This window comes from Methylophilus sp. DW102 (assembly GCF_037076555.1).
GTDB lineage: Bacteria > Pseudomonadota > Gammaproteobacteria > Burkholderiales > Methylophilaceae > Methylophilus > Methylophilus glucosoxydans.
Map to the genome: position 1 here is coordinate 307,304 of NZ_AP029023.1, position 25,079 is coordinate 332,382.

Consider the following 25,079-nt stretch of genomic DNA (forward strand, 5'->3'; position numbering starts at 1 on the left):
TATGTCCTCAGCGCGTTCAGAAGTTAATCCTCTGGTGACAGTCGTTGTACCGTCTTTTAATCAAGGGCGCTTTCTGAATGATGCATTGACTTCAATTTTTGAGCAGAATGTCCCTGTTGAAGTGTTTGTGATGGATGGGGGATCGTCAGACAACTCCATCGATGTTATCCATAAGTGGTCAGACCGTCTAGCTGGTTGGCGTAGCGCCAAAGATGATGGTCAAGCAGCTGCTATTAATGAAGGCATCAGCTTGGGTAAGGCTCCATTTGTCTGTTGGTTAAACAGTGATGATTGGTTTTTATCGAATGCGTTATCGACTTTGATCTGTGCTTTGCAGGCAAATCCTGATGCTCCTGCAGTGTATGGACGGGCGTGGAACGTGATAGAGCACACAGGTAAGCGTAAGCCTGTATGGGTAGAGCCATTTGATGAAGATCGACTGGCTTTACGCTGTATTATTTCGCAACCTGCAACACTTATCCGCCGTTCAGCATGGGATGCGGTTGGTGGGGTAGATAATAAGTTACACATGGTCATGGATTATGATTTATGGTGGCGCCTTTTTAAACATGTGGGGGCACTGGCATTTGTAGATCACTACGTAGCAGTGAATCGAGAGCATGAGGCTACCAAGACCAAAACGTTGCGACGTCGCCATTATCAGGAGGCGATATCAGTTGTGCGCAAATATCATGGAAGTGTGCCATTAAAGTGGTGGTTGGCTCAGCCTTATGCTGTATGGTTTAAATCAATCGCGAGATAACTGTTACAGGTTAAGGGTATGAGAGTACTGCATTTTTATAAAACATCTTTCCCAGATACCATGGGAGGGGTTGAGCAAGTGATCAATCAGATCGCAAGAGGTGCAAATAGGTGGGGTGTGCAGACTGATGTGTTGTCTCTGACGCCAAAGCGAGTGCCTCGTGTGATTGAGATGGATGGTTATTGGGCGCATCGTGCAAAGTTAGACTTGCAAATTGCATCGACAGGATTTTCAGTGTCAGCGTTTTTGCGTTTTGCGCAACTAGCCAAAAAGGCTGACGTGATTCATTACCATTTTCCTTGGCCGTTCATGGATGTTGTTCACTTTGCGACCATGGTGAAAAAGCCGACAGTATTAACCTATCATTCGGATATTATTCGCCAGAAGCATCTCCTCAAGTTTTATCGGCCTTTGAAGAGGAAGTTTCTTGGCGCGGTCAACAGTATTGTCGCAACATCCCCTAATTATTTGGCGACCAGTGATGTACTCACAAAGTACAAGAATAAAGTCAGTGTTATTCCGATTGGATTAGATAAGGCAACTTATCCAGTGCCATCAGCCGAAAGGCTGAACTACTGGCAGGGCAGGGTTGGCCAAAAATTCTTTTTGTTTGTAGGTGTTATCCGTTATTACAAAGGCCTGCACATTTTGTTAGAGGCCGCAAAAGGGCTAGATTATCCGATTGTCATTGTCGGTGCAGGCCCCATTGAGGGCGAGCTAAAGCAGCAGGCGATCAAACTGGGGCTGCGCAATATACACTTTTTGGGGCAATTGCCGGACGAAGATAAAGTTGCACTGCTAACTTTGTGTTATGGCGTTCTTTTTCCTTCTCACTTAAGGTCGGAAGCGTTTGGCATTTCATTGCTGGAGGGGGCCATGTATGGCAAACCGATGATCTCTAGTGAGATCGGCACCGGCACCACTTTTATTAATATTGCAAATGAAACGGGTTTGGTTGTGCCCCCAAGTGATCCTGCGGCTTTACGTCAAGCGATGCAGTATTTATGGGAGCATCCTGATCAGGCGGCTGAAATGGGAAGGCGGGCTGAAGAAAGATATTGGGAGCATTTTACAGCGGACCAAATGGTTAAATCTTACGTTGATTTATATCGAAGTTTGGTAAAGTAGAGATCAAAACATCGGCGCTTACTGAAGTGTAACGTTATGGCGGTAGATTGAGTTAGGCTCCTCGCTGTCACTGCGGCCATCCATCTTTGCAATATACGAGACAAGTTCATTTTTAGGTATTCACTGTAACGAGTTTGCTTAATGCCATTGATGAGGCAGCTTTGGCTGCCTCTTTGTTTATTGCAACCTCAGCCGACAATTTTAGGGTACGCACATGAGTAAGCTTGGACTGAACGGACAAATTCTACTGGCTGTTGTAGTGGCTGTAACGCTGGGGTTATTTGCGCAGGGAAAAGCGCCAGAGGGTGTGTTATATGCGGCGAACTTAGTGGGTACTTTGTTCATTGATTTGTTGAAAATGGTGATGATCCCATTGGTGTTTTGCGCGATTGTGACTGGCATCGCCAATCTGCGCCAGCATCGTCAGATTGATGTGGTGTGGAAAACAACCTTGCTGTTTTTTGCTACCACGACCATCATCGCGGTGGTAATTGGGTTGACTGCAAGTCATCTTTTTAAACCGGGGGCAGGGCTGCATCTGGAAATGTTTTCGCATGCCATGCAGCAGTTTGAATCCAGGCAGATGAGCCTGCCCGAGTTTTTCACACAGTTTTTGCACGGCATATTCATGAATCCCTTCAAGGCGCTGGCCGAGGGTAATATTCTGGCGATTGTTGCTTATGCCATGTGTTTGGGCATTGCGCTGGTGATGGCGTCCGAGCGCTATCCGCAATGGCTGGCGTTGTTTGAAGAGGGCATGGGTCTAAGCATGCAGATGATTGGTTGGATCATGCGGCTGGCACCATGGGGGATTGCTGCACTGTTATTCAAGCTGGTCGCAACGCAGGATGTGAGCCTGTTTGCCTCTTTGACCAAGTTTATGCTGGTGGTGACCGGGACGACCTTGTTTCATGGCGTGATTGTTTTACCGGTCTTGTTGTTTCTGTTTACAGGCAAACATCCCGTGTGGTTTTTGCGGCAAGCCAGGGAGGCATTGGTGACGGCCTTTGCCACCAGTTCTAGCAATGCGACCATGCCGGTGACGATGCGTTGTGCGACGCAAAACATGCATGTGAAGCCTGAGATTGCCGGGTTTGTGGTGCCGCTAGGGGCAACCATGAATATGGATGGCACGGCCCTGTATGAGGCGGCAGCGGCCTTGTTTGTGGCACAACTGGCCGGGATTGATTTGTCGCTGGGGCAGCAGTTGGTGGTGTGTTTAACCACCATGATCGCGGCCATGGGGGCCCCGGGGATTCCCAGTGCGGGCATGGTGACCATGGTGATGGTGTTACAAAGCGTGGGATTGCCGGCTGAAGCCATTGCCATTTTGTTGCCTATAGACCGCTTGCTCGATACCGTCCGTACTGCCGTCAATGTCGAGGGCGATATGATAGGCAGTTTGGTGGTACAACATCGCATTGAACAATTAGCGAAATAGGGGCATGCCTGAGTTAGTGATTAAGCCTGCGCAAGCGCAGGAGGCCGATATCATCGCGGCACTGGTGAATCGTGCGTATCGCGGCGAGAGCAGCCGGGCAGGATGGACCACGGAGGCTGATTTGCTCGATGGCAAGCGTACCACACCAAAGGAGGTGCTGAGTTTGCTCGCTCGGGATGATATTCAGATACTCACCGGTTGGGTGGCGTCACAATTGAGGGTGACGCTGTGTGCTGAATGGCATGCTGCACAGCAGACCGTGCATCTGGGCATGATTGCCGTAGAGCCGACTGCGCAGAACCGCGGGTATGGCAAAACAGTGATTCTGGCGGCTGAGCAATGGGCGGTGGAGCATTGGCAGGTGCGGGCCAGCCAAATGGCGGTTGTCAGTCTGCGGCAGGCGTTAATCGCGTTTTATCAGCGGCTGGGTTATCAGCCGACCGGGGAGGTCAGGCCTTTTCCCTACCAGCCAGAGATGTGGCAGGCCAAGGTTGAAAACATGCAGCTGATCACCTTGCAAAAGCCGCTTGGGTTGAGTTGAGGCTATCGCGACAATCATCCAACATCAGGCAACGATCATCCGTGTATTACAAGACGCTTGACCATTTTTGCCAATCCACGTAAATTGCCCAACCTTATGAACAAGCAATTTTTCTCAACTATTGTGTTGGCAATGCACCGAAAGGCATTGTGGCTGGTCGCCACAGCGTGCCGCGGTTGCTGCTTGTCGTAAATCTCATGCAACCGCGGGCTCTCCGCGGTTGATCTGTTGTTCCTCACTCCCGGCGAGCCCTTTTATTTAGGGCACATATGAAAGACGCGACACACCCCTATTACGGTGCCATGTTGGTACTGTTATCCTCCGTGGCCTTTTCGTCAAAAGCGATTATGGTCAAGCTGGCCTATGCCTATCATGTAGATGCAGCGACCTTGATCTCCTTGCGGATGGCGTTTGCTATTCCTTTCTTCGCTGCACTTGGCTGGTGGGCTATGCGCCAAGGCACGCCTGTGCGTATGGCGCGCCACGACTGGTGGAAGCTGGCATTGTTAGCGATGGCTGGCGGGTATGGGTCGATGTGGCTTAATTTTGAAGGCTTGCGTTATGTCTCTGCCGGGCTGGAACGAGTCATTTTATTCCTATACCCAACCTTGGTCGTTGTGATGAGTGCGATTTTTCTTAAACACCAGATTACCCGGCGTGAGTGGTTTGCCATGGTGACCAGCTATGCAGGTGTCGTGCTGGTGGTCTGGCATGATGTGGCGCTGGCGGGATTCGATTCTACAGACACCTTGTATGGCGCTGGGCTGGTGTTACTTAGTGCGATTGTCTATGCCGGTTATTTACTGGTGAGCGGGCAACTGATTCCCAGGTTGGGTGCCAGCCGCTTTACTGCGTTGACCATGGGGCTGGCCGCGCTCGCTAGCGCTACACATTTTGCCTGCAATGGTTCGTACGAAAAGGTGGTCTCATTCCCGCAGGCCGTTTACTGGTTGGCTTTGTTGATGGCGCTGGTGGCGACTGTTCTACCTTCGATGTTGATGAATCTCGGCATCCAGCAATTGGGGAGCCGCAAAGTCTCGCTGATCAGTGCGATTGGTCCGGTCTCTACCATTTTGCTTGCTTACCTGTTCCTGGGCGAGCATCTTTCATGGGTACAGGGGCTGGGTACCCTGCTGGTGTTGGCCGGGGTGATGGCAGTGAGCCTAGATAAGGCTACGAAGGCTTAAGCATTCGTAGAGAGGCGCTGCCAGTCAAAAAACGGGCCGGGGTCGGTTTTTCGCCCCGGTGCAATGTCTGCGTGGCCGACAATATGCTGGATGGGATAGCGTTGCTGTAGCGCCGTTACCAAGGCTTGCAAGGTGACATATTGCGCATCTTCAAACGCCTCAATATCACAGCCTTCCAGTTCAATGCCAACTGAAAAGTCGTTGCATCGTTCGCGGCCTTGCCATTGTGAAGCGCCGGCATGCCAGGCCCGCTGCGCGCAACTCACATACTGCAATAGCTCACCGGTTCGGCGGATCAGAAAATGTGAAGACACTTTGAGCTGCGCAATTTCTGCGTAGTAAGGGTGTTCATCCGCATTCAGCCGGTTGGTGAATAACTGTGTAATGCCCTCGCCGCCATATTGTTGCGGTGGCAAGCTGATATTGTGGATCACGATCATGTCGATGGCCGCATGCTCCGGCCTGTCGTCCTGATTGGGCGAGGTGATGATGCGCGCATGACTGGCAAAGCCAGCATGATCAATTTCTATCATGGGTGACAAGTAGCGCGACATATAAACATTGTAGGTGAATTTGACCGAATTGCGTTATGATTTCGCCCGCGTGCACACCTTTGGCATGCACATGCGGATCGGGCGGTGGACGCATGCAGGATTGATGACCGCCAGACAGGGACAGGTATGGTTTTTTTACAATTATTGCTGATGCTGGTGTTGATTTTAGTGGCAGCAGAGGTGTTTACCAACGCGCTGGAACATTTGGGGGAGCGCCTGGGGATTTCTGAAGGCGTGACAGGCTCAATTTTTGCGGCGGTGGGGACTGCGTTGCCAGAGACGCTGGTGCCATTGCTGGCGATTTTTTCGTATACGTCCTCCACGGGCGATAGCCATGCCGGCAATGACATCGGGGTGGGTGCCATTTTGGGCGCGCCCTTGATGCTGGCAACCTTATCTATCAGTTTGATGGCTTTTTCAGTCTTAAAGCGTCGTGGCGCACACGGTCATATCCGTCCCGAGCGTACCGGCCTGATCCGTGATCTGAATTTCTTTATTCTGGCGTTTATCTTTGCCACGGTGGCCATGTTTATTCCGCACACCGTCCCCATGGTGCGCTACGGTATCAGTATCCTCATGATTCTGATCTACTTTGTGTATGTGTTGATGACCATCAAGGCGTCTAAAGGCCTGGTGGAGGAGGGGCACGCGACCGAGGCCGAGGATGTCATGATGTTATCCCGGCTGGGCTTGCCCACCAACATGGTCACCATTCTGCTGCAATTGTTGCTTGGCTTGGGCTTGCTTATCGTCGGTGCCAAAGGCTTTATTAACGAGGTGGAAACCGCGGCTGCCATTTTGGGTGTGTCAGCCTTGTTGCTGTCTTTGCTGATTATCCCGATTGCCACCGAGCTGCCCGAAAAAGTAAACAGCATTTTGTGGATACGCAAAGGCAAAGACACGCTGGCGTTTGGCAATATTACCGGTGCCATGGTGTTTCAAGGCACTTTGTTGCCGGCAATCGGCATTATGTTGACTGACTGGTCTCCGCGACAAGAGGTCGCGCTGGGCATCCTGATCACCTTGCTGGCGGCCATCTGGGTGCGTTACCGCATTGCCAAAGGTGGTTTGCTGGTATGGCACCTGCTTGTCAACGGCCTGTTCTACCTGGCCTATCTGGCGATTGTATTAAGCTAACCCTGACTGGATGAAAAAAGGCGACCTTCTGGTCGCCTTTTTGTTTTACTCTTCGTCGCCGTCTGCGTCCTCCAGGTCCGCGTCTTGCTCTTTCGATAATCCTAGCTTGGATAAACGGTAGCGCAAAGTGCGGAAACTGATGCCCAGTAATTTGGCCGCCGCAGTTTTATTGTTGTTGGTTTTCTCCAGGGCTTGCAGAATCGTGCGCTTTTCAATGTCTTCCAGATAATCAGACAAGCTCACATCCATCGGTAACATGGTCCCGGGGGCCGTCGCGGGTGCGGCGCTGGCTGGCGGGACCACCTCAGCCGCTTTCGCCACGGGTTCGTTGGCGCGCTCCAATACAGGGGCCTTCCAGGGCAACACCGGGCGATCACTCAGTTGCGCAGGCATGTCCTCCAGCGACAAGTCCTCTACCGTAATGGTCTGGCCATCGCATAGCGCCAGTGCGCGTTCCAGCATGTTTTCGAGTTCACGGACATTGCCATGAAAGGGCAGTTGCTGAATAAACACTTTGGCATCATCGGCAATCACCGGGATGTCTATGCCTTGTGTCTGGCACAACTTGGTCAGCAAACGTTCTGTCAGCTCCGGAATGTCTTCGGGGCGCTCACGCAAGGCCGGCATTTTGAGCTGAATCACATTGAGCCGGTAATACAAATCCTGCCGGAATTCGCCTTTTTCCATCATGGCATTAAGGTTTTTGTGCGTGGCAGAAATGATGCGTACATCTACGGCCTCTTCAATGGTGCTCCCCACCACGCGGACTTTTTTCTCCTGAATCGCGCGCAGCAGTTTGACTTGCATGGCCAGTGGCAAGTCGGCTACTTCATCCAGAAACAAGGTGCCCCCACTGGCGGCTTGAAACAGGCCTTGCGTATCCTGAACGGCGCCGGTAAAAGCCCCTTTTTTATAGCCAAAGAATTCGCTTTCCATCAGGTTCTCGGGGATGGCGCCACAGTTAACTGCGACAAAAGACTGGTCCTTGCGGGCGCTGTTCTGGTGGATGAGGCGTGCGGCCAGCTCCTTACCACTGCCAGACTCCCCGCTGATGTAAACAGGGGCCTGGCTACGTGCCAGCTTGGCAATCATGGTCCTGACATAGCCCATGGCCGGAGACGCCCCAATCAAATCGACGGTGTTGGCTCCTTGAGATTCTTTTTGCGAGGAAAGCTTGAGCGCAGACTCGACCAATGGCCGCAACTGTTTGAGTGAAATCGGTTTGGTGATGTAGTCGTAGGCCCCGGCCTTGAGCGCAGAAACCGCATTTTCTGCACTGCCATAAGCCGTAATTACCGCGACGGGCAGCCCCGGAAATTGTGCATTGATGTGCTGTACCAGTTCCAGGCCCAAGCCATCCGGCAGGCGCATATCGGTTAGGCACAAGTCATAGCTGAAAGACTGCAGCATATGTTTTGCATCTGTGACGGTACTGGCGCTCTCGGCCTGTATGCCCATACGTTCCAGTGTCAGGACGACCAGTTCGCGAATATCGGTTTCGTCATCAACTACCAGACAACGATAAGTGTTTGCCATTTAAACAATTGCCTTTTTAACTGTCAGTGAAAATTGGGTGCCACCGGCTCCCGTGGTATAACTTAATTTTGCGCCATTGGCCTCAGCCAGCTCTCTTGCGATAAACAAGCCCAGCCCGGTCCCGGTTTTCTCCGTGGTCATGAACGGTTCGAACAAGTGGGGTTGAATTTTCGGGTCCACGCCTTGGCCATCGTCTTTGACCAGCAGGTGAATAAACTGTCCGCTTTTATCGCTCACGACGTTCAGTTGCAGGCTTTGTACCTGTTGCTGACTGTGCCGCCATCCATTTTTACACAGATTCCATAAAATCTGGTTGATGTGCCGACGATCAAAAATAATGCCGGTCTCTGCTGCAGGCAAACTGAGTGTGAAATCACTCAGGGCAATCTTTTCTACCGCACAAAACTGCTGATAAAACTCCAGCACAAAGCTGTTGATATTTAATTTTTCCTGATTGGTGCGGTCGCGCCGATTCAACTCCAGCACATCCTTGATAATCTGGTCCAGCCGCTGCACGTTGTCAGAAATAATTTGCAGCATGCGCTGCGTGCCAGGCTGCTGCGAGTCTTCTTGCATGAGTTGTGTCGCATGGCTAATCGCACTCAGCGGATTGCGGATCTCGTGCGCGATATTCGCTGTCAGCCTGCCCAGTGCTGCCAGTTTTACCTGGTGGGCCTGGGTTTGTATTTGTGACCAGTCCTCAATAAAAATCACCACACCATTGTCTGCATTTTCTGAGATGGCGTGAAAGCGGATACCGAGGTCGCGATTGTTGATACTGAGTTTGGTGGCATCTGGCGAGGCCAGTTTGGCCGAGGGCGTCGTACGCAATAATTGCATGATTGCCGGAATCAGTTGCTCCACCGGGGTGGAGAGTTCCAGCGCTGCCAGCATTTGTGATTCTTCCAACCCCAGCAGCTTGCAGGCTTGCAGGTTGTAGTGTTTGAGCTGTTGGTGCTGGTCTATCACCAGCACCCCGTTAGGCATTTCTTGCGTGATCAGGGCGTTAGTTTTGGCTAAATGTTCAATATCACGCCCACGCTGGCTGGCCAGCTTTTCACTGCTTTGCATGCGTGCAGTCAGCGTTTGTGCCAGCCAGGCCGTGGCAAAGCAACTCAATGACAATAGCACTGCATTGCTGTAATCGTTCATGGGCACGTTGCGGTTTAACAGCTGAAAAGTGTTCTCGAGCAGAATGCCTATGGTGGCAATGGCGGCATAAAACATGGCAAAGCGGCCATCGCTGATCAGCCCGGCAAAGATGATATTGATGATGAGCAGCAACCCAATCGCACTCTGGTTGCCAGGTAAAAAATGCAGCATGAGCACGATAAAAACAATGTCGAGGCTGGTCTGGATCTTGACGGCTAGCCCTTGCTTGCATTGCAGGGACTCAAAGCTGACACTGACGGCAATCGCGTACAAAAAGAATAACAGCAATGCCCAAAAAGTGAGTGAGGGTTCTGCCGGGGCATTGCGAAAAAATGGCCATAGCTGGCTGCCAAACAGCATGCCCGAGGCCCCCAGCCTGAAGAGCGTATACAGGCGCAAGTGCTGGATATCAGGGGTTCTTTCAATGGTGCTGATCATCATAAGGTGCACTCAGAAAGAACGGAGGGTTGCCGAGCGGCGGCGTGCACTACTTGGCAATTTACTGGACAAGGCATAAACATTATTTTTTAATTGTGAGCATAAATAGTGTGCTTTTGCTATTGAGCTTGTGGCCGTTATCACGTGGCAATTCGCAGGCTTATTCTAACAGTAATTAAATTTAAAACTGATATACTCCCTGCCAGAGGGAGATAAAACCGTGCATATTTGTTTTAGACGGATAAACACTCACAACAATGTCGCAAAAATGGCACCTTTGTCAGCATGAGAAACTGACGATCGCGGGAATGGGAATTTGTAGTGGCGAGTGCGCAAGAACTATCGGATTTTTTACGCCAGGTTGAAAAACGGGCCTTCAGGCAAACGGCGTATGCGGTGCGTGACGATCATGCCGCACTGGATATTGTGCAGGATGCCATGATGAAGCTGGCTGAAAAATACGCCAGCAAGCCGATTGAAGAATATCCTTTGCTGTTTCAGCGCATTTTGCAAAATACCATGCGCGACTACTGGCGGCGGCAGAAAGTGCGTAACTTGTGGACCAGCCTGTTTTCGTCACTCGGCTCGCAAGAGGATGAAGACTATGACCCACTTGAAACGATAGAGGTGGAAACCCAGGAAGGGGATCCTGCCGAGCAACTCGAGCGGTCACAAGTGATGCGCCTGATTGAAAAAGCCCTGGCAAAATTACCGGCACGTCAACGGGAAGCCTTCGTCCTGCGTTATTGGGAGGAATTAGACGTTGCTGAAACAGCGTCGGTGATGGGATGTTCAGAAGGAAGTGTTAAAACGCACTGCTCCAGAGCAGTCAGTGCGTTATCAACGTTAATGGAGCAGGCCGGCATTGGTCGCCGGAAACTGCCAAACAAGGAGTAAGGCATGAGGATACAACGTCACGTGGATGATGACTTGCCCACCCCTCTGCGCGAAGGGGTGCAGGCACTCAAGCAGGATGATCGGCCGCTGTCTGCCGCAGTGCAAGACCGGTTGGCGAAGGCCCGTCAGGCTGCTTTGGCGCAACATGCAGCTGCGCATCAGGCCCGTTCCGGTTGGTCGGATGTGTTGTCATGGGCTTCATGGGGGCATCCCCGTGTCGCCGGGATGGCCGCGTTCTCTATCTTTTTTGCGGTGGGCTTGATGTTTATCTCTAACAGCCAGAATGATGATGCGCTGTTGCTCAGCGATGATATGCCTGTCGAGGCATTTGTCGATAACGGGTTTGCTGCCTGGCAGTATTCAAAAGATATTTGATGGCGCTTTGGGTAGGGTTGTGCGCCGGGCGATACAAAATGCTTTCATGGAATAATGAGAAATGATACGAAATCATTCTTTGTGGATAGGGTGGATATTCTGTTTCGGCACTTCGTTGCCGAGTTTTGTGGCTGCAGAAGCGTTCCCGGGCGAGGCCGCTGCCTCGAACGTGATGGCGATGGCCGATATCGGGGCGATCAAGAATGACCTGGCCCCGGCCGATCCTGCGGCCAATGTGACTTGGGCACAGTTGACGGAACAGCAGAAAGCCGTGTTGGCGCCTTTGGCCAGTGAGTGGGATAGCTTGCGGCCCTGGCAGCGTGAAAAAATGCTCGATATTGCCAAGGAGTATCCAAAAATGGATGCGCAGAAGCAGCAGCGCATCCAGCATCAACTGGTGAAATGGAGCCGCATGACGCCCTACGAGCGCGAGAATGCACGCAAACGTTACCAGCAGTTTCAAAGCTTGAGTCCCGAGAAAAAAGAAGCTTTGCGCAAACAGTGGCAGCAGCACAAGCAAAAATCGGCGATCAGTGAAGGCTATGATCCTGAGTTTGATGGCGCAGAGCATTAAACTTTCTCTCATAAAAAAGGCCCGCTGGATGCGGGCCTTTTTTATGAGAGTTCAGGATTAGTTGGCTTCTTCATTCAAAGACTTGCTCATCGACAGGCCGGTCAGCACAATGCCGGAGCCAGCACTCTGGGAGGTCAGGGTGCTGTAGTTGTGTTCCATCCATTTTTTGATGCGTTTGGCGTCGCCAATTCGGGTCAATTTACCAACGGAGTCCAGCAACACCATGATGAGCGGTTCACCCGCAATGGTTGCCTGCATGACCAGGCAGCGGCCTGCTTCACTGATATACCCTGTTTTGGAGAGGCCAATTTCCCAGCTGCTGTTGGAGCTGTCACGCACCAAGGCATTGGTATTGTGAAAGTGTATCGGCTGGCGTCTGCTATTCACATATAAGTCGTAGTCAGACGTGGTCGTAATCTGGCGTATTAATGGGTACTGATACGCGGCGTGAACCATTTTGGCCAAGTCCATGGCGGTTGAGACATTGTTGCTGGTCAGGCCGGTGGAGTCTTCAAAATGCGTATTCATCATGCCCAGGCTGGCTGCTTTGGCGTTCATTTCCTGGATAAAACGGGCCTTACCACCTGGATAGTGGGTTGCCAGCGCAGAAGCCGCACGGTTTTCGGAGGCAATCAAAGCCAGGTTCAACAGGTCGGCACGTGTCATGGTGGTGCCGACTGGCAGGCGTGAAGAAGTGCCTTTCAGGTAGTCAACGTCCATTTCAGTAATGGATACTTCTTCATTCAGGTTAAGTTTTGCATCCAGCACGACCATGGCAGTCATGAGTTTGGTGACGGAGGCAATCGGCGTCGGCGTATCGAGGTTTTTGGAGTAAATGATCTCGTGCGTGTTCTGGTTCATGACCAGCGCCTTGGTGGAGGCGATGGACAAATTGCCATTGTTGAGCGATTTGCCTTGGAACGAATCAAACATCTCGGCATCGACTGTCGGTCGCGCCGCTTTTCTGGCATGCGAGTGTAATTTCACCGGGCGCATCCCTTTGGTTTTTTCAGGGTTAACGCGGTACTGTGAAGAAACGCGCGCGCTGTATTTTTTACTTTTGCTCGCAGAAACGGTTTGTTTCTTGGAGGATGATTTGGCAATGGCTTGACCCGCAGGTGCAAAAGCAATTGAACACATTAGTAAAACTTTAAAACAGTGCTTGTAAAAACTCATAATCAACCTTCCTGAAACCCGCCTCATTATTGCCCAGTAATTATTCAGCGTCAATCACTTATCGCAATTTTTTCGTGTGAAAAGTTAAGCAATTTGCTTGCCTGTCTGAATAAGTTTTGGCGCGTTGTGCAGACTATGGCACAATAATTATCTACTAAACTTTTGATTTTTAAATTCTATGTCAGCAGGCTTGAAATACTTCTTTTCCAAAGACCACACCTGGGCAGCGCAAGGCGAAGATGGATTATGGCTGGTTGGGGTTACTGACTACGCCCAAAATATGCTGGGGGATGTGGTGTTTGTCGACCCGCCCAAAGTGGGGCAGTCTGTTGAGCAAGGGGCTGTGTGCGGCCTGATTGAGTCAGTCAAGACCGGTTCTGATCTCTATGCGCCCTTGACCGGGGTCGTGGACGCCATCAATGAACAGGCATTGTCTTCACCTGAGCGCATTAATGATCATCCTTATGACACGTGGTTGTTCAAGCTGGCAGCGACTGCCAGTGGTGCAGAAGCGTTGCTTGATCAATCAGCTTATGAGTCTCAACTGTAGTGTTTGATTGTTTGGCTGGGGGGCTGCTTAGTCCGCCTGTTTGATCCTGAGCGGGCGCTTGGTGGCTGCCAATTCGGCTGGCGTGAGGGCGGCCACTATCACTGTGTCGGCTTTTTGATCTAGCGATAAGATTGTGTGATGGATGTTCAAATCGCGGCTGGCTAAGCTCAGAAAAAATAGTGCGATCAGGCTAAGGGGTATTTTAAGTGACAGTGATTGCATGGCGGGTTCCTTAAAGTCTTTTTAATTCAAATACATCGCGCTGCTTTTTATGATTTGTAACGCGAATCGGGTATAATTTGTCTTTGTTTAGTTTTTAAGCAAGTTATCTTTCCGGTTGACGTTCAAAATGCCTATCTACGATTTTCAATGTACCGTCTGTGGTTACCAGCAAGAGTTGATGCGTAAGGTCTCTGCGCCTGCAGTGGAGGCTTGTCCGCAATGCCAGCAGCAAACCTTTAGCAAGCAAGTGTCGGCGCCCAATTTTCAGCTGACCGGCAGTGGCTGGTATGCCACCGATTTCAAAAATAACCAGTCAGCCAAGAGCAGCTCTTCATCTGAATCTGCCAGTGCCGGAGACTCTGCCAAGTGCTCACCGGGTTGCGCCTGCCACTAAAAAGACAAGCATGAAAAAATACTTTATTACAGGGTTGTTGGTACTGGTTCCACTGTTCATTACGGTGTGGGTGCTAAAAACTTTAGTGCAAACGCTGGACCAGAGTCTGCTGTTGTTGCCCGTCGCCTGGCGGCCAGAAGCCTGGCTGGGCGTAGATATTCCAGGCTTTGGCGTGATTCTGACCGTGGGCATTATTTTGGCGACCGGTCTGGTAGCGACCAACATTTTTGGCCAGCAACTGATTGTGTTATGGGAAGGCTTGCTGGTCCGCGTGCCTGTGGTCAAGTCTATTTATTCCAGCGTCAAGCAAGTATCAGACACTTTGTTTTCTGACTCCGGTAACGCATTCCGCCAGGCGTTGTTGATTCAGTACCCACGGCAGGGCGTCTGGACCATCGCTTTTTTAACCGGCACGCCGGGTGGCGATGTGAGCAAGCACTTGCAGGGAGAATATGTCAGTGTGTATGTGCCGACCACGCCGAATCCGACCTCAGGATTCTTTTTGATGCTGCCCAAGGCAGATGTGATCGAGCTGGATATGAGCGTAGATCAGGCCTTGAAATACATCATCAGCATGGGTACAGTGGCGCCCTTGCCTAAACAACATTAACCGCAACACCACTTTAAACTTTATAAAATTATTATGATGCGTACACATTACTGCGGTCACTTGAACCGCGAACATATTGGACAAACCGTGACCCTGTGTGGCTGGGCTCACCGTCGTCGCGACCACGGGGGGGTGATTTTTATTGATTTGCGGGACCGCGAAGGTCTGGCGCAAATCGTGATTGACCCGGATACCAAAGACGCATTTGCCATCGCAGAAACCGTACGTAATGAATTTGTGTTGCGTGTGGTCTGTAAAGTGCGTGCCCGTCCTGAAGGCACCGTGAATCCCAACCTGCCAACCGGCGAAGTGGAGATGCTGGCGACAGAGATCGAAGTACTGAATGCTTCACTGACACCGCCGTTCATGCTGGATGACGACAATCTGACCGAGACCGTTCGTCTGGAGCATCGCTATATCGATCTGCGCCGCCCGGCCATGCAGAAAAACCTCATGTTGCGTTACAAAGTGGCGAAAAACCTGCGTGACTACCTCGATGAAAATGGCTTTATCGAAGTAGAAACGCCAATGCTGACCCGTTCGACGCCAGAAGGCGCACGTGATTACCTGGTGCCTTCACGCGTACACCACGGCATGTTTTTTGCACTGCCACAGTCACCACAATTGTTCAAACAATTGCTGATGGTGTCCGGTTTTGACCGTTACTTCCAGATCACCAAATGTTTCCGTGACGAAGACCTGCGCGCAGACCGTCAGCCAGAATTTACCCAGGTGGATATTGAAACTTCTTTCCTGGAAGAAAACGACATCATGGACATCGTCGAAGAGATGATTCGTCGCATGATGAAAAAGGTGCAGGATATCGACCTGCCCGCCAAATTCCCGCGCATGCCCTTCTCTGAGGCGATGAACAAATACGGTTCTGACAAGCCTGATATGCGCGTGACACTGGAAATCACTGAGCTCACCGATGTGATGAAGGATGTGGATTTTAAAGTGTTTGCCGGTGCTGCCAATATGGCCGGTGGCCGCGTGGCTGGGATTCGCGTGCCTAACGGTGCGGCCATCAGCCGCTCTGAGATTGATGCCTATACCGAATTCGTCAAAATTTATGGCGCCAAAGGTCTGGCTTATATCAAGATCAACGACATTACCAAACTGAACGAAGAAGGTCTGCAAAGCCCGATTGTGAAGAACATTCACGTGAATGCCTTGCAAGCCGTGCTTGAGCGCACGGGTGCGCAAAACGGGGACATCGTATTCTTTGGCGCCGATAAAGCCAAGATCGTCAATGAAGCCCTGGGCGCACTACGCACCAAGGTTGGCCATGAAAAAGGCCATGTCGATGGTCGTCAGTGGGCGCCATTGTGGGTGGTGGATTTCCCGATGTTTGAGCACGACGAAGATGCAGACCGTTGGGTCGCCTTGCATCACCCGTTTACTGCACCGAAAGATGGTCATGAAGACCTGTTGGTCAGCAATCCAGGCGCTTGCTTGTCTAAAGCGTATGACATGGTGCTCAACGGTTGGGAAGTGGGTGGTGGTTCCGTGCGTATCCACAAGCAAGAGGTGCAGTCCAAGGTGTTTGATGCATTGAAGATCAGCAAGGAAGAAGCGCAAGAGAAATTTGGCTTCTTGCTGGATGCACTGCAATACGGTGCGCCACCGCATGGCGGCTTGGCATTTGGTCTGGATCGTTTGGTTACCCTGATGGCTGGCGCCGAATCAATCCGTGATGTGATTGCCTTCCCGAAAACCCAGCGCGCACAATGTCTGATGACCAATGCGCCTAACGAGGTGGACGAGAAGCAATTGCGTGAATTGCATATTCGCGTACGTCAGCAAAACGCTGCTGGCAGCTAACATGCGGGCGACTTGCCACGAGATTGTTGCAGGTCTCTGTTTTGTGATCAACGCGCCCAGACGGGCGCGTTTTTTATTGGATGTTTAGAGTATGTTGTCACTGATACGCACGATTCCCGATTACCCAAAACCCGGCATTCAGTTTCGGGATATCACGCCTTTGTTGCAGGATAAGCAGGGGTTTGCAGCGGTGCTGGATGCGCTGGCAGCACATTGTTCCCAGATGCCGGTAGATAAGGTGGTCGCCGTGGAGGCGCGGGGCTTTATTATTGGCGCAGCATTGGCTGCACGCCTGGGAGCAGGCTTTGTGCCTGTGCGCAAACCGGGCAAATTGCCAGCGCAGACCATCAAGCAGTCTTACAGTCTCGAATATGGCACCGATACACTGGAGCTTCATGCCGATGCGATTCAGGCAAATGAGCGCATTTTGCTGGTGGATGATCTGATCGCTACCGGTGGCACCGCACTGGCCGCGGTCGCGTTGATTCGGCAGCTGGGCGGGCTGGTAACGCAGGCTGCTTTTATCATTGATCTGCCCGATTTGGGCGGGATGCAACATTTAGCCAATGCTGGCGTCCAAGGCTTTGCCTTGTATCAATTTGAGGGCGATTAAGTTTTGTACTATAGTGGCCGACTTGCATGCCACTTAACACACGGGACCTCACAGGATTACTATGCCACTGACCGAAATCAATCATGTCAATTTTCGCTCTGACCGCGAAACCATGCACAAACTGCGCGATTTTTATTGCGAGGTGCTTGGGCTGACGGTGGGCAAGCGGGTGGCGAGTACCACCTATGGCTATTGGCTGTATATCGGTGATAACGATGTGATTCATCTGGCCGAGTACAAAACGGCAGAAGCGCCGCAGTTGCATGTGCATGGCACCTATGACCATGTTTCATTCACCTGCACAGACATGCCTGCCATGGAGGCGCACTTGCAGGCGCACGGCATCACTTACACCACGCGCATCTTGGCCAATGGGGTTCGCCAGATCAACTTGCGGGATCCGGCCGGTAATGGCGTGGAGCTGAATTTTGAAGAGTACCGTGACCCTGCGTATGTGATGCGGCCATCTGGCGACCCGAGCAAAATGTGAGGGTCAATGTGATGCGTATCACATATTGTATTTGTCAAAGCATAAGAAAATCCTTTTCATGCAATCTAAGATAAAAAATGGAAGATGGGGAATCGTATGAAAAAAACATGGATGATGATCCTAGGGGTGTTGGCTTTCTGTGCGGCAAGTGTGGTGCATGCAGAGGCGGATCCCAAGTTATGGTCAGTAGTGAAAGAGGCTTTTTTCCACAAGCGGGAGATTCAGGAAGTTGACTTCCTGAAAGTGGAGGGGCCACGCCGCGCCGAGAGCGGCGCACAGGTGCCCGTCACTTTCATTTACGATAAGGCGGCGGCCAACGGCATCCAGTTAAAGAAACTGTATGTGATCGTCGATGCCAACCCGATACAATTGGCGTCCACTTATCATTTAACCGACAGCTTGAACGGCTTTCAGATGGCGACCCGTATTCGTCAGGAAACCGATTCTTATGTGCGCCTGATTGGTGAAACTGCAGATGGCAAGCTGTATATGGGTAAGCGCGAGATTCGTGCGGCGGGCGGCTGTGGCGGTACCGTCGATAATAATGAATCCGAAGTGCGGGCGGCGGCGGGCAAGATCAAAATGAGTGTGGATGCGCCAAAATTTGGCGAGCCCGCCACGGCCACGTTCAACATTAAACATGTGATGCGGACCGGCTTGCAGCGCGACCTGGTTTCACAAGGCTATGTGCCTGCATTTTATATCAACAAAACCACCTTTACCTACAACGGCAAGGAGTTGATGACAGTCGATGTCGGTGTGGGCACCAGTGAAGATCCTTACATGAAATTTAGTTTTATCCCCGATGCACCGGGCAAGCTCGAAGTGGTCGCCACGGATAATGAAGGCAAGACGTTTAGCCAGAGCCTGGATGTCCATAGTTAATCGTGATGCATGCATAAAAAGGTCTCTCAGGAGGCCTTTTTTATTTGCGCTGCGTGGGCGCGTTTGGCCTGCTCACCGTCAATGTTAAAATAACATTATTTGGGGAAAGGGAAAGCATGAAAAGTTTTCGTAAAGAGCTGTGGTTTAACATTCCGGCACGCATGGATTTCAAGAATATCACCAGTGACGTGGTTGCGTGTGTGCGTGAAAGTGGCGTGCAAGAAGGCCTGGTGCTGATTAACGCCATGCATATTTCTGCCAGCGTGTTTATCAACGACGATGAGCGCGGCCTGCACCATGATTACAAAATATGGCTGGAAAAGTTGGCGCCGCACGAGCCGGTGAGTGGCTACCGCCATAACGATACTGGTGAGGATAATGCAGATGCGCATATCAAGCGCCAGATCATGGGCCGCGAAGTGGTGGTGGCGATTACTGAAGGCAAGCTGGATTTCGGCCCATGGGAACAGATTTTTTACGGTGAGTTTGATGGCCGCCGTAACAAGCGTGTACTGGTGAAAATTATCGGCGAATAAATGGCATTCGCTGCAAGTGATTGAGCTATAAGCTTTTTAATGGACTAAATTGAAATGAAATCCCCTGAATTGTTAGCGCCCGCCGGTGATCTTGATCGCATGCGTACGGCGTTTGATTACGGTGCAGACGCGGTCTACGCCGGACAGCCGCGCTACAGCTTGCGCGTGCGTGAAAATGATTTTTCAATGCAAAACTTGGCAATTGGCATTCAGGAGGCGCATGCACGCGGCAAAAAGTTTTTTGTCGCCAGCAATATTTCACCGCATAACGCCAAAGTGAAAACCTATATGCGCGATATGGCGCCGGTGATTGAAATGCAGCCCGACGCATTGATTATGGCCGACCCTGGCCTGATCATGATGGTACGCGAGCAATGGCCGGACATGCCTGTCCATCTGTCGGTGCAGGCCAATGCGGTCAATTACGCTTCGGTTAAGTTCTGGCAGCGCATGGGCCTGACACGGGTGATTTTGTCACGTGAGTTATCGCTGGACGAGATTGCCGAAATCCGCCAGGAGTGTCCGGATATGGAGCTTGAGGTGTTTATTCACGGTGCCTTGTGTATCGCTTATTCCGGTCGTTGCCTGCTGTCAGGCTATTTCAATTCGCGCGATCCTAATCAGGGGACCTGTACTAACAGTTGCCGCTGGGATTACAAGGTGCATGATGCCCAGCCCGATGCCGCAGGCGTGATCCGTTTAAAAGAGTTTGATTTTCAGGCCGAGCTGGAACAATCCAATCTGTCTTCCTGTGGCTCATTACCGCGCCATCCGGCGGCAGACCAGGTTTACCTGATCGAGGAAAAAGGCCGTCCTGGCGAGCTTTTGCCTATCATGGAAGACGAACACGGCACCTATATCATGAATAGCAAGGACTTGCGGGCGATTGAGCACGTGGAGAAGCTAATTGCCATTGGCGTCGATTCGCTCAAGATTGAAGGACGTACCAAGTCGCGCTACTACGTGGCGCGTACCAGCCAGAATTACCGCCAGGCGATTGATGATGCCGTAGCCGGGCGTCCGTTTGACTGGCGTTTGCTGGGCGAGTTGGAGAACCTGGCCAACCGGGGCTACACCGATGGTTTTTACCAGCGTCACCATACCGCCGAGCACCAAAATTACGTCCAGGGGCACTCGAGTGCCAATCGCAGCCAGTATGTCGGCGATGTGGTGGCCTATGATGCAGAGCAGGGGCTGGCTTCCATTCAGGCGCGTAACAAATTTGCTGTAGGTGACAAATTGCAACTGATACACCCCAGTGGTAACCGCGACATTGTGGTGGAGCAGCTTTTTGATAAGCGGGGCGAAGCCGTGCAGCAGGCCGCTGGCAGCGGGCATTTTGTCAAACTGCCGATTGCCGCATCTGCCCTGGATAATGCCATGGTTGCCAAATATCTGTAAGTGCGAATCAATCTGGGCAATCAAAAAAGGGGAGTGAGCTCCCCTTTTTTGTTGTCTGCTGAAATGCATCAGCTATGAATATAGCTTTCCAGTTGCTTGATCAGTGATTGCTGATAGTCGATCGTCTCTTTGAGAATATCCCCGATCGAAAGCATACCTAGCAGTTTGCCATGATCGACCACGGGCAAGTGGCGGATACGTTTTTCCAGCATGGTGTTCATGGCCGACTCGACCAGGTCACCCGGTTTGCCTGTGATGACTTTTTCCGTCATCACTTCACTGACTTGCGTGGTTTTGGATGAGCGGCCTTTCAGGATAATCTCGCGCGCATAATCGCGTTCCGAGAAGATTCCCACCAGTTCGCCGTCTTTGATCACAGCCAGTGCACCAATCTGGTATTCCGCCAGAATCACCAGTGCGTCAAACACCGGTCGGTTGGGCGCAATACTAATGATGCCTTGATGTGTTTTATGAGTGAGTACTTGCTGAAGCGTCTTCATGACTTCCTCCTTTCATAGGGCACGAGCGTCTAAATATACACCGATGTGTCGTGGAGTAAAACCTCAGATTTTTATTGACATAATTAGCCGGCTAACTATAATGTGGCTAATTATGTTACAACTTAGAGATCTTCCTACCCCAGAAGTCCTGCAACGGTTTGCCCAGCGCTATCCGGAAGCCGATGTCACGGCCATTGCGAGCTTCTTGATGTTGCTGCGTGTGGCCACCGATTTGTCAGTGGCGCTGGATGCCTGCCTGAGTAAACACGATTTGTTGCAGGGGCGCTGGTGGGTGTTGATTTTGTTGATGCGCGAAGTTGACCTGACTTCTACGCCCTCGGTGTTGGCAGAAAAGCTGGGGGTGACGCGCGCCACCATGACTGGGTTGTTGGATGGCCTGGAGCAAGGTGGCCTGGTCCAGCGTATCTTGGTGCCAAAAGACAGGCGCAGTGTCAAAGTGCGTCTGACTGAAGCCGGGCAAGCCCGGCTGGATGCCGTGATGCCGGATTATTACACGCGGCTGCGCCAGTCTATGCAAGGGTTAAACGAGCAGCAGCGCCAGGATTTGCAAGCGCTGTTAGGGGTGATAGACCATGGCATCTCAGCCTGGGATTTTAAATAGTAATGTGTCTTTAATTCAGGAGTTTTGTATGACTAATGTTGATCACTTCATAGCGTTAAACCAGCAGTTTGATGCTGCCTTTAACAGCAAAAAACCACAGGCGATTGCGGCCTTATATGCAGAGCAGGCGATCGTGATGCCTGCGCCCGCTGGCCAGGTCGTGAAGGGCCGTCAGGCGGTTGCAGATTTTTTTGCTGGCCTGATTCAGGCTGGGGTCATTGAACATGCGCTGACGATGAACGAGGCGGTGGTCAGCGAAACGCTGGTCACTCAAACCGGACATTGGGCAGCAGCCATGATGGCTGAGGATGGCGTCAAGCAGCAGTTTGGTGGCAATGTGCAAGTGGTGTTTCAAAAGCAACCCGATGGGCGGTGGCTGGCTGTGACCCATATCTGGAACTAAATCAGCGGATAACGGCATGGATCAATTGGTTAAACAGCGTTCACAGGCACTGACAGCACTGCTGGTGCTGACGCTGATCTGGGGCTATAACTGGGTGGTGATGAAAAGTGCATTGCAATATGCGGGGCCGTTCCAGTTTGCCGCCATGCGTACCTTTTTTGGCGCGCTGGTGTTGTTTTTGGTGCTGTATGTGACGCGGCGGCCAATGGGCTTGACCGAGTTTCCAACCATGCTGCTGCTCGGCATTTTGCAGAATGTGGGGTTTACCGGCGTGCTTATGTGGGCGCTGGTGCAAGGCGGCGCGGGCAAGACGGCGGTGCTGACTTATACCATGCCTTTCTGGACCTTGCTGTTTGCCTGGCCCATGCTCGGTGAGCGTATCCACGGCTGGCAATGGCTGGCGGTGATTTCGGCTGTGTTGGGCATGTTGTTTATTTTTGATCCTTTGCATTTGCGTGCAGACAGCTTCAGCATGCTGTTGGCAGTGTTGTCTGGTGTGTCGTGGGCGGTGTCTGCGATTATGACCAAGCAATTGCACAGACGTCATCCAACGCTAGACCTGATCAATCTGACCGCCTGGCCAATGTTGCTGGGTTCGCTGCCTATGGTGCTGATTGCCTTTCTGGTCCCTGCGCCGAGTATGCAATGGTCGGGTTATCTGATCGGCGCGGTATTGTTTAATGTGGTGTTATGTGGCGCGTTGGCCTGGTTGCTCTGGCTGTTTGCCTTGCAGCGGTTGCCCGCCGGGGTGGCCAGTATGGTCTCCATGCTGGCACCCGTGATTGGGGTGATTGCGGCCTGGATACAGTTGCATGAAGTGCCGGATGGCATGGAGATGATCGGCATGGCACTGATTCTGTTTTCCCTCAGCCTGATTTCCATTCTGATGATGCGGCCTGCCTATCACGGTATCCCGCCGGCGAGTGCCAACGTTTAGCGCCATTTTTCGCTGTTCTCCCGGTTTTTTCATTGCGCAGGGCTTGCGTAAATCAGGCCCTGTTTTTATTGATCTTGCCTATCTGCCTTCAATCAAGCCGCCGCCAAGCCTGCTTGCGCCTGTGGTAAAATCCGCCAGTTAAAACATTTCATCCCGTTGTTAAAAAATACAAGGAAGTCATATGGCTGGACATAGTAAATGGGCCAATATCCAACATCGCAAAGGTCGTCAGGATGCCAAGCGCGGCAAAATCTTCACCAAGCTGATTAAAGAGATCACGGTTTCTGCGCGTATGGGGGGCGGTGATACAGCCATGAACCCGCGTTTGCGGGCAGCCGTGGCAGCGGCCAAAGAAGAGAATATGCCTTCAGACAATATCACGCGTGCCATCAAAAAAGGCACGGGTGAGCTCGAGGGTGTTAACTACGAAGAAATTCGTTATGAAGGCTATGGCATCAATGGTGCGGCCATCATTATTGATTGTCTGACCGATAACCGTCAGCGTGCGGTGATGGACGTGCGCCATGCCCTAACCAAGCATGGTGGCAACCTCGGCACTGATGGTAGCGTGGCTTTTATGTTCAAGCACTGTGGTCAGCTGGTGTTTGAGCCTGGTGTGTCAGAAGATGCCGTCATGGAAGCGGCACTGGAAGCCGGTGCGGAAGATGTGATTGCCGATGAGGATGGCAGCATAGAAGTGATCACGGCCCCTAGCGATTTTGTCACGGTGAAAGAAGCGCTTGAGGCTGCGGGCCTGAAGGCGGTGATGGCGCAAGTGACCATGAAGCCGCTGAATGAAGTGGTGTTCACTGGCGAGGATGCGGTCAAAATGCAAAAAATTCTCGACATGCTCGAAGACCTCGATGACGTGCAAGAGGTCTACACTTCTGCCGTGATTGAAGAAGATTAAATGGCGCGATTGGCGGTGCACGCCTTTCTTGCCAACCGACTTGAACTGGGTGTCTTGACGTGAGTAGTCAGCGTATTTTGGGCATAGACCCCGGCCTGAGAATTACGGGTTTCGGTGTGATAGAAGCCGTGGATAGCAAATTGTCCTACGTGACCAGTGGCGTGATTAAAACCGCATCAGCCAAAAAAACCGCAGAGGGCGAGTCAGAAAAAGAGGCCTTGCCCGAGCGCCTGAAGGTCATTCTGGATGGCTTGTTTGAGGTGATTTCAACCTACCAGCCCACGCAAGTGGCGATTGAAAAAGTGTTTGTTAATGTCAACCCCCAGTCCACGCTATTATTGGGTCAGGCGCGCGGTGCCGCCATTTCTGCGGCGGTGATCCGTCAACTGCCGGTGGCCGAATATACGGCGCTGCAAGTGAAGCAATCGGTCGTGGGTAATGGCCATGCGCAAAAAGAACAGGTGCAAGAGATGGTCAAGCGCCTGCTTAAATTACCGGCTACACCTAGCCCGGACTCTGCCGACGCCTTGGCTTGCGCGATTTGTCATGCACATGGCGGTCAGGGGCTGGGGGCTTTGGCCACCACCGGCTTCAGAGTTAGAAATGGAAGATTGATATGATCGCACGCCTGAATGGCCGCTTGCTGGAAAAGTCCCCACCCTTGATTGTGGTGGATTGCAATGGCGTGGGCTATGAAGTAGAGGTGCCGATGAGCACTTTTTATAATTTGCCCGATCTGGGGCAACCTGTGCAGATTTTGACGCATATGGTGGTGCGCGAGGATGCGCAGCTGCTGTATGGCTTTGGCAGTGAGCAAGAGAAAAACACCTTCAAGCAATTGTTGAAGGTGAATGGCATTGGTGCCAAGTCTGCGCTGGCGATTTTGAGTGGTGTCAGCGTGAATGATTTGATGCTCGCTGTCAGCCAGCAAGAAGTCGGCTTGCTGACGCGTATTCCCGGCATCGGCAAAAAAACGGCCGAGCGTTTGTTACTCGAGCTCAAAGACAAATTTGTGGTGACGGGGTCCACCTCGGCGCAACCGGCCGTCAAAGCGGCGACAGATGATATCCTCAATGCACTGGTGGCGCTTGGTTACTATGAGCGTGAGGCGGCTGCGACCCTGAAGTTGCTGGAACCTGGCATTAGTGTGAGCGATGGTATCCGGCAGGCGCTCAAGTATCTGGCCAAGTAGTCCGGCCAGGCCGAGCGCGAGTCTGTAATAGTCATACGCTGCATGGTATGATGACAAAAATAACTGATTCAATCGCGGCATGAGGCCTTCA

At 51.8% G+C, this 25,079-nt stretch carries 30 protein-coding genes; 24 read left to right on the plus strand and 6 right to left on the minus strand.

The genetic code is table 11. From position 1 onward, the window contains the following. The first annotated feature begins 1 nt into the window (after position 1). The 5 genes from AACH41_RS01385 (at position 2) to AACH41_RS01405 (ending at position 5,060) form a co-directional block, all read left to right on the plus strand. Entirely contained in the window at positions 2-763 is a 762-nt protein-coding gene (locus AACH41_RS01385; protein WP_338656247.1) for a glycosyltransferase family 2 protein, read from the plus strand. Between the two features lie 18 nt (positions 764-781). Then, positions 782-1,891: a glycosyltransferase family 4 protein gene (locus tag AACH41_RS01390; protein WP_338656249.1), complete on the plus strand. Its 1,110-nt coding sequence runs from the start codon at positions 782-784 to the stop codon at positions 1,889-1,891. A 214-nt stretch (positions 1,892-2,105) separates the two neighbouring features. Then, positions 2,106-3,332, plus strand: coding sequence for a dicarboxylate/amino acid:cation symporter (locus AACH41_RS01395; protein WP_338656251.1), 1,227 nt, complete (start codon positions 2,106-2,108; stop codon positions 3,330-3,332). A 4-nt stretch (positions 3,333-3,336) separates the two neighbouring features. After that, positions 3,337-3,873 (plus strand): GNAT family N-acetyltransferase, encoded by a 537-nt coding sequence (locus tag AACH41_RS01400; RefSeq protein WP_338656253.1) that lies wholly within the window; start codon positions 3,337-3,339, stop codon positions 3,871-3,873. Between the two features lie 269 nt (positions 3,874-4,142). Further along, positions 4,143-5,060 (plus strand): DMT family transporter, encoded by a 918-nt coding sequence (locus tag AACH41_RS01405; protein ID WP_338656254.1) that lies wholly within the window; start codon positions 4,143-4,145, stop codon positions 5,058-5,060. On the opposite strand, the gene ampD is transcribed toward AACH41_RS01405, so the two are convergent. Further along, entirely contained in the window at positions 5,057-5,614 is a 558-nt protein-coding gene (gene ampD / locus AACH41_RS01410; RefSeq protein WP_338656256.1) for a 1,6-anhydro-N-acetylmuramyl-L-alanine amidase AmpD, read from the minus strand. The two genes, AACH41_RS01405 and ampD, sit on opposite strands and share 4 nt — an antisense overlap. 126 nt (positions 5,615-5,740) lie before the next feature. Between ampD and AACH41_RS01415 the strand changes: the two genes are divergently transcribed. Then, positions 5,741-6,751 carry a sodium:calcium antiporter gene (locus AACH41_RS01415; protein ID WP_313986309.1) on the plus strand — a complete coding sequence of 337 codons (1,011 nt, stop codon included), beginning with the start codon at positions 5,741-5,743 and terminating at the stop codon, positions 6,749-6,751. A gap of 45 nt (positions 6,752-6,796) precedes the next feature. Here the strand turns inward: AACH41_RS01415 and AACH41_RS01420 are convergent, their stop codons facing one another. Then, entirely contained in the window at positions 6,797-8,287 is a 1,491-nt protein-coding gene (locus AACH41_RS01420; RefSeq protein ID WP_338656259.1) for a sigma-54 dependent transcriptional regulator, read from the minus strand. Then, complete coding sequence (locus AACH41_RS01425; RefSeq protein ID WP_275356484.1) at positions 8,288-9,880, minus strand: ATP-binding protein; 1,593 nt, start codon at positions 9,878-9,880, stop codon at positions 8,288-8,290. 318 nt (positions 9,881-10,198) lie between these two features. Between AACH41_RS01425 and AACH41_RS01430 the strand changes: the two genes are divergently transcribed. The 3 genes from AACH41_RS01430 (at position 10,199) to AACH41_RS01440 (ending at position 11,723) form a co-directional block, all read left to right on the plus strand. After that, entirely contained in the window at positions 10,199-10,774 is a 576-nt protein-coding gene (locus tag AACH41_RS01430; RefSeq protein ID WP_275356485.1) for an RNA polymerase sigma factor, read from the plus strand. 3 nt (positions 10,775-10,777) lie between these two features. Then, entirely contained in the window at positions 10,778-11,149 is a 372-nt protein-coding gene (locus AACH41_RS01435) for a DUF3619 family protein (RefSeq protein WP_338656262.1), read from the plus strand. 178 nt (positions 11,150-11,327) lie between these two features. Then, the gene (locus AACH41_RS01440) at positions 11,328-11,723 is read left to right on the plus strand and encodes a DUF3106 domain-containing protein (protein WP_338657567.1); all 396 of its coding nucleotides are present in this window, start codon (positions 11,328-11,330) and stop codon (positions 11,721-11,723) included. Positions 11,724-11,780: 57 nt separating this feature from the next. On the opposite strand, the gene pbpG is transcribed toward AACH41_RS01440, so the two are convergent. Continuing rightward, positions 11,781-12,863 (minus strand): D-alanyl-D-alanine endopeptidase, encoded by a 1,083-nt coding sequence (gene pbpG / locus AACH41_RS01445; RefSeq protein ID WP_194749810.1) that lies wholly within the window; start codon positions 12,861-12,863, stop codon positions 11,781-11,783. A gap of 214 nt (positions 12,864-13,077) precedes the next feature. Here pbpG and gcvH point away from each other — a divergent pair, with 214 nt between their 5' ends. After that, positions 13,078-13,449 (plus strand): glycine cleavage system protein GcvH, encoded by a 372-nt coding sequence (gene gcvH / locus AACH41_RS01450; RefSeq protein WP_338656263.1) that lies wholly within the window; start codon positions 13,078-13,080, stop codon positions 13,447-13,449. Positions 13,450-13,476: 27 nt separating this feature from the next. Here gcvH and AACH41_RS01455 read toward each other — a convergent pair whose 3' ends face one another. Next, positions 13,477-13,671, minus strand: coding sequence for a hypothetical protein (locus AACH41_RS01455; RefSeq protein WP_338656265.1), 195 nt, complete (start codon positions 13,669-13,671; stop codon positions 13,477-13,479). Between the two features lie 127 nt (positions 13,672-13,798). Between AACH41_RS01455 and AACH41_RS01460 the strand changes: the two genes are divergently transcribed. From AACH41_RS01460 to yegQ, 8 genes are all read left to right on the plus strand, one after another. Beyond that, the gene (locus tag AACH41_RS01460) at positions 13,799-14,065 is read left to right on the plus strand and encodes a zinc ribbon domain-containing protein (protein ID WP_338656267.1); all 267 of its coding nucleotides are present in this window, start codon (positions 13,799-13,801) and stop codon (positions 14,063-14,065) included. A gap of 10 nt (positions 14,066-14,075) precedes the next feature. After that, entirely contained in the window at positions 14,076-14,675 is a 600-nt protein-coding gene (locus AACH41_RS01465; RefSeq protein WP_194749814.1) for a DUF502 domain-containing protein, read from the plus strand. A 33-nt stretch (positions 14,676-14,708) separates the two neighbouring features. Next, the gene (gene aspS, locus AACH41_RS01470) at positions 14,709-16,499 is read left to right on the plus strand and encodes an aspartate--tRNA ligase (protein ID WP_338656271.1); all 1,791 of its coding nucleotides are present in this window, start codon (positions 14,709-14,711) and stop codon (positions 16,497-16,499) included. 91 nt (positions 16,500-16,590) lie between these two features. Next, positions 16,591-17,112, plus strand: coding sequence for an adenine phosphoribosyltransferase (locus AACH41_RS01475; protein ID WP_194749816.1), 522 nt, complete (start codon positions 16,591-16,593; stop codon positions 17,110-17,112). Between the two features lie 61 nt (positions 17,113-17,173). After that, positions 17,174-17,602 (plus strand): VOC family protein, encoded by a 429-nt coding sequence (locus AACH41_RS01480; protein WP_275356493.1) that lies wholly within the window; start codon positions 17,174-17,176, stop codon positions 17,600-17,602. 96 nt (positions 17,603-17,698) lie between these two features. Next, positions 17,699-18,487 (plus strand): quinoprotein dehydrogenase-associated SoxYZ-like carrier, encoded by a 789-nt coding sequence (locus AACH41_RS01485; protein ID WP_338656274.1) that lies wholly within the window; start codon positions 17,699-17,701, stop codon positions 18,485-18,487. 116 nt (positions 18,488-18,603) lie between these two features. Next, on the plus strand, positions 18,604-19,023 hold the full coding sequence (locus tag AACH41_RS01490) for a secondary thiamine-phosphate synthase enzyme YjbQ (RefSeq protein ID WP_194749819.1): 420 nt from the start codon (positions 18,604-18,606) through the stop codon (positions 19,021-19,023). 54 nt (positions 19,024-19,077) lie between these two features. Beyond that, the gene (gene yegQ / locus AACH41_RS01495) at positions 19,078-20,424 is read left to right on the plus strand and encodes a tRNA 5-hydroxyuridine modification protein YegQ (protein ID WP_275356495.1); all 1,347 of its coding nucleotides are present in this window, start codon (positions 19,078-19,080) and stop codon (positions 20,422-20,424) included. Positions 20,425-20,492: 68 nt separating this feature from the next. Here the strand turns inward: yegQ and AACH41_RS01500 are convergent, their stop codons facing one another. Continuing rightward, complete coding sequence (locus AACH41_RS01500) at positions 20,493-20,924, minus strand: CBS domain-containing protein (RefSeq protein WP_194749821.1); 432 nt, start codon at positions 20,922-20,924, stop codon at positions 20,493-20,495. 112 nt (positions 20,925-21,036) lie between these two features. Between AACH41_RS01500 and AACH41_RS01505 the strand changes: the two genes are divergently transcribed. The 6 genes from AACH41_RS01505 to ruvA all read left to right on the plus strand — a co-directional run bounded on the left by AACH41_RS01505 (position 21,037) and on the right by ruvA (position 24,988). Continuing rightward, complete coding sequence (locus AACH41_RS01505; protein ID WP_338656278.1) at positions 21,037-21,546, plus strand: MarR family transcriptional regulator; 510 nt, start codon at positions 21,037-21,039, stop codon at positions 21,544-21,546. Positions 21,547-21,574: 28 nt separating this feature from the next. Next, positions 21,575-21,949, plus strand: coding sequence for a nuclear transport factor 2 family protein (locus tag AACH41_RS01510; RefSeq protein WP_338656280.1), 375 nt, complete (start codon positions 21,575-21,577; stop codon positions 21,947-21,949). A gap of 16 nt (positions 21,950-21,965) precedes the next feature. Beyond that, positions 21,966-22,886, plus strand: a complete 921-nt coding sequence (locus AACH41_RS01515) for an EamA family transporter (RefSeq protein WP_338656282.1) — start codon at positions 21,966-21,968, stop codon at positions 22,884-22,886. A gap of 181 nt (positions 22,887-23,067) precedes the next feature. Beyond that, complete coding sequence (locus AACH41_RS01520) at positions 23,068-23,796, plus strand: YebC/PmpR family DNA-binding transcriptional regulator (RefSeq protein WP_275356499.1); 729 nt, start codon at positions 23,068-23,070, stop codon at positions 23,794-23,796. 59 nt (positions 23,797-23,855) lie between these two features. Then, the gene (gene ruvC, locus AACH41_RS01525) at positions 23,856-24,416 is read left to right on the plus strand and encodes a crossover junction endodeoxyribonuclease RuvC (RefSeq protein ID WP_338656284.1); all 561 of its coding nucleotides are present in this window, start codon (positions 23,856-23,858) and stop codon (positions 24,414-24,416) included. Continuing rightward, positions 24,413-24,988 carry a Holliday junction branch migration protein RuvA gene (gene ruvA, locus AACH41_RS01530; protein WP_338656286.1) on the plus strand — a complete coding sequence of 192 codons (576 nt, stop codon included), beginning with the start codon at positions 24,413-24,415 and terminating at the stop codon, positions 24,986-24,988. Before ruvC ends, ruvA begins: the two co-directional genes overlap by 4 nt. Positions 24,989-25,079 lie beyond the last annotated feature (91 nt).

What these genes read in the sequence shown, in the direction of transcription:
- AACH41_RS01385 (WP_338656247.1), top strand. Translation starts at nt 2, where the DNA reads ATGTCCTCAGCGCGTTCAGAAGTTAATCCTCTGGTGACAGTCGTTGTA.
- AACH41_RS01390 (WP_338656249.1), top strand. Translation starts at nt 782, where the DNA reads ATGAGAGTACTGCATTTTTATAAAACATCTTTCCCAGATACCATGGGA.
- AACH41_RS01395 (WP_338656251.1), top strand. Translation starts at nt 2,106, where the DNA reads ATGAGTAAGCTTGGACTGAACGGACAAATTCTACTGGCTGTTGTAGTG.
- AACH41_RS01400 (WP_338656253.1), top strand. Translation starts at nt 3,337, where the DNA reads ATGCCTGAGTTAGTGATTAAGCCTGCGCAAGCGCAGGAGGCCGATATC.
- AACH41_RS01405 (WP_338656254.1), top strand. Translation starts at nt 4,143, where the DNA reads ATGAAAGACGCGACACACCCCTATTACGGTGCCATGTTGGTACTGTTA.
- ampD (WP_338656256.1), bottom strand. Translation starts at nt 5,614, where the DNA reads ATGTCGCGCTACTTGTCACCCATGATAGAAATTGATCATGCTGGCTTT.
- AACH41_RS01415 (WP_313986309.1), top strand. Translation starts at nt 5,741, where the DNA reads ATGGTTTTTTTACAATTATTGCTGATGCTGGTGTTGATTTTAGTGGCA.
- AACH41_RS01420 (WP_338656259.1), bottom strand. Translation starts at nt 8,287, where the DNA reads ATGGCAAACACTTATCGTTGTCTGGTAGTTGATGACGAAACCGATATT.
- AACH41_RS01425 (WP_275356484.1), bottom strand. Translation starts at nt 9,880, where the DNA reads ATGATGATCAGCACCATTGAAAGAACCCCTGATATCCAGCACTTGCGC.
- AACH41_RS01435 (WP_338656262.1), top strand. Translation starts at nt 10,778, where the DNA reads ATGAGGATACAACGTCACGTGGATGATGACTTGCCCACCCCTCTGCGC.
- AACH41_RS01440 (WP_338657567.1), top strand. Translation starts at nt 11,328, where the DNA reads ATGGCCGATATCGGGGCGATCAAGAATGACCTGGCCCCGGCCGATCCT.
- pbpG (WP_194749810.1), bottom strand. Translation starts at nt 12,863, where the DNA reads ATGTGTTCAATTGCTTTTGCACCTGCGGGTCAAGCCATTGCCAAATCA.
- gcvH (WP_338656263.1), top strand. Translation starts at nt 13,078, where the DNA reads ATGTCAGCAGGCTTGAAATACTTCTTTTCCAAAGACCACACCTGGGCA.
- AACH41_RS01455 (WP_338656265.1), bottom strand. Translation starts at nt 13,671, where the DNA reads ATGCAATCACTGTCACTTAAAATACCCCTTAGCCTGATCGCACTATTT.
- AACH41_RS01460 (WP_338656267.1), top strand. Translation starts at nt 13,799, where the DNA reads ATGCCTATCTACGATTTTCAATGTACCGTCTGTGGTTACCAGCAAGAG.
- AACH41_RS01465 (WP_194749814.1), top strand. Translation starts at nt 14,076, where the DNA reads ATGAAAAAATACTTTATTACAGGGTTGTTGGTACTGGTTCCACTGTTC.
- aspS (WP_338656271.1), top strand. Translation starts at nt 14,709, where the DNA reads ATGATGCGTACACATTACTGCGGTCACTTGAACCGCGAACATATTGGA.
- AACH41_RS01475 (WP_194749816.1), top strand. Translation starts at nt 16,591, where the DNA reads ATGTTGTCACTGATACGCACGATTCCCGATTACCCAAAACCCGGCATT.
- AACH41_RS01480 (WP_275356493.1), top strand. Translation starts at nt 17,174, where the DNA reads ATGCCACTGACCGAAATCAATCATGTCAATTTTCGCTCTGACCGCGAA.
- AACH41_RS01485 (WP_338656274.1), top strand. Translation starts at nt 17,699, where the DNA reads ATGAAAAAAACATGGATGATGATCCTAGGGGTGTTGGCTTTCTGTGCG.
- AACH41_RS01490 (WP_194749819.1), top strand. Translation starts at nt 18,604, where the DNA reads ATGAAAAGTTTTCGTAAAGAGCTGTGGTTTAACATTCCGGCACGCATG.
- yegQ (WP_275356495.1), top strand. Translation starts at nt 19,078, where the DNA reads ATGAAATCCCCTGAATTGTTAGCGCCCGCCGGTGATCTTGATCGCATG.
- AACH41_RS01500 (WP_194749821.1), bottom strand. Translation starts at nt 20,924, where the DNA reads ATGAAGACGCTTCAGCAAGTACTCACTCATAAAACACATCAAGGCATC.
- AACH41_RS01505 (WP_338656278.1), top strand. Translation starts at nt 21,037, where the DNA reads ATGTTACAACTTAGAGATCTTCCTACCCCAGAAGTCCTGCAACGGTTT.
- AACH41_RS01510 (WP_338656280.1), top strand. Translation starts at nt 21,575, where the DNA reads ATGACTAATGTTGATCACTTCATAGCGTTAAACCAGCAGTTTGATGCT.
- AACH41_RS01515 (WP_338656282.1), top strand. Translation starts at nt 21,966, where the DNA reads ATGGATCAATTGGTTAAACAGCGTTCACAGGCACTGACAGCACTGCTG.
- AACH41_RS01520 (WP_275356499.1), top strand. Translation starts at nt 23,068, where the DNA reads ATGGCTGGACATAGTAAATGGGCCAATATCCAACATCGCAAAGGTCGT.
- ruvA (WP_338656286.1), top strand. Translation starts at nt 24,413, where the DNA reads ATGATCGCACGCCTGAATGGCCGCTTGCTGGAAAAGTCCCCACCCTTG.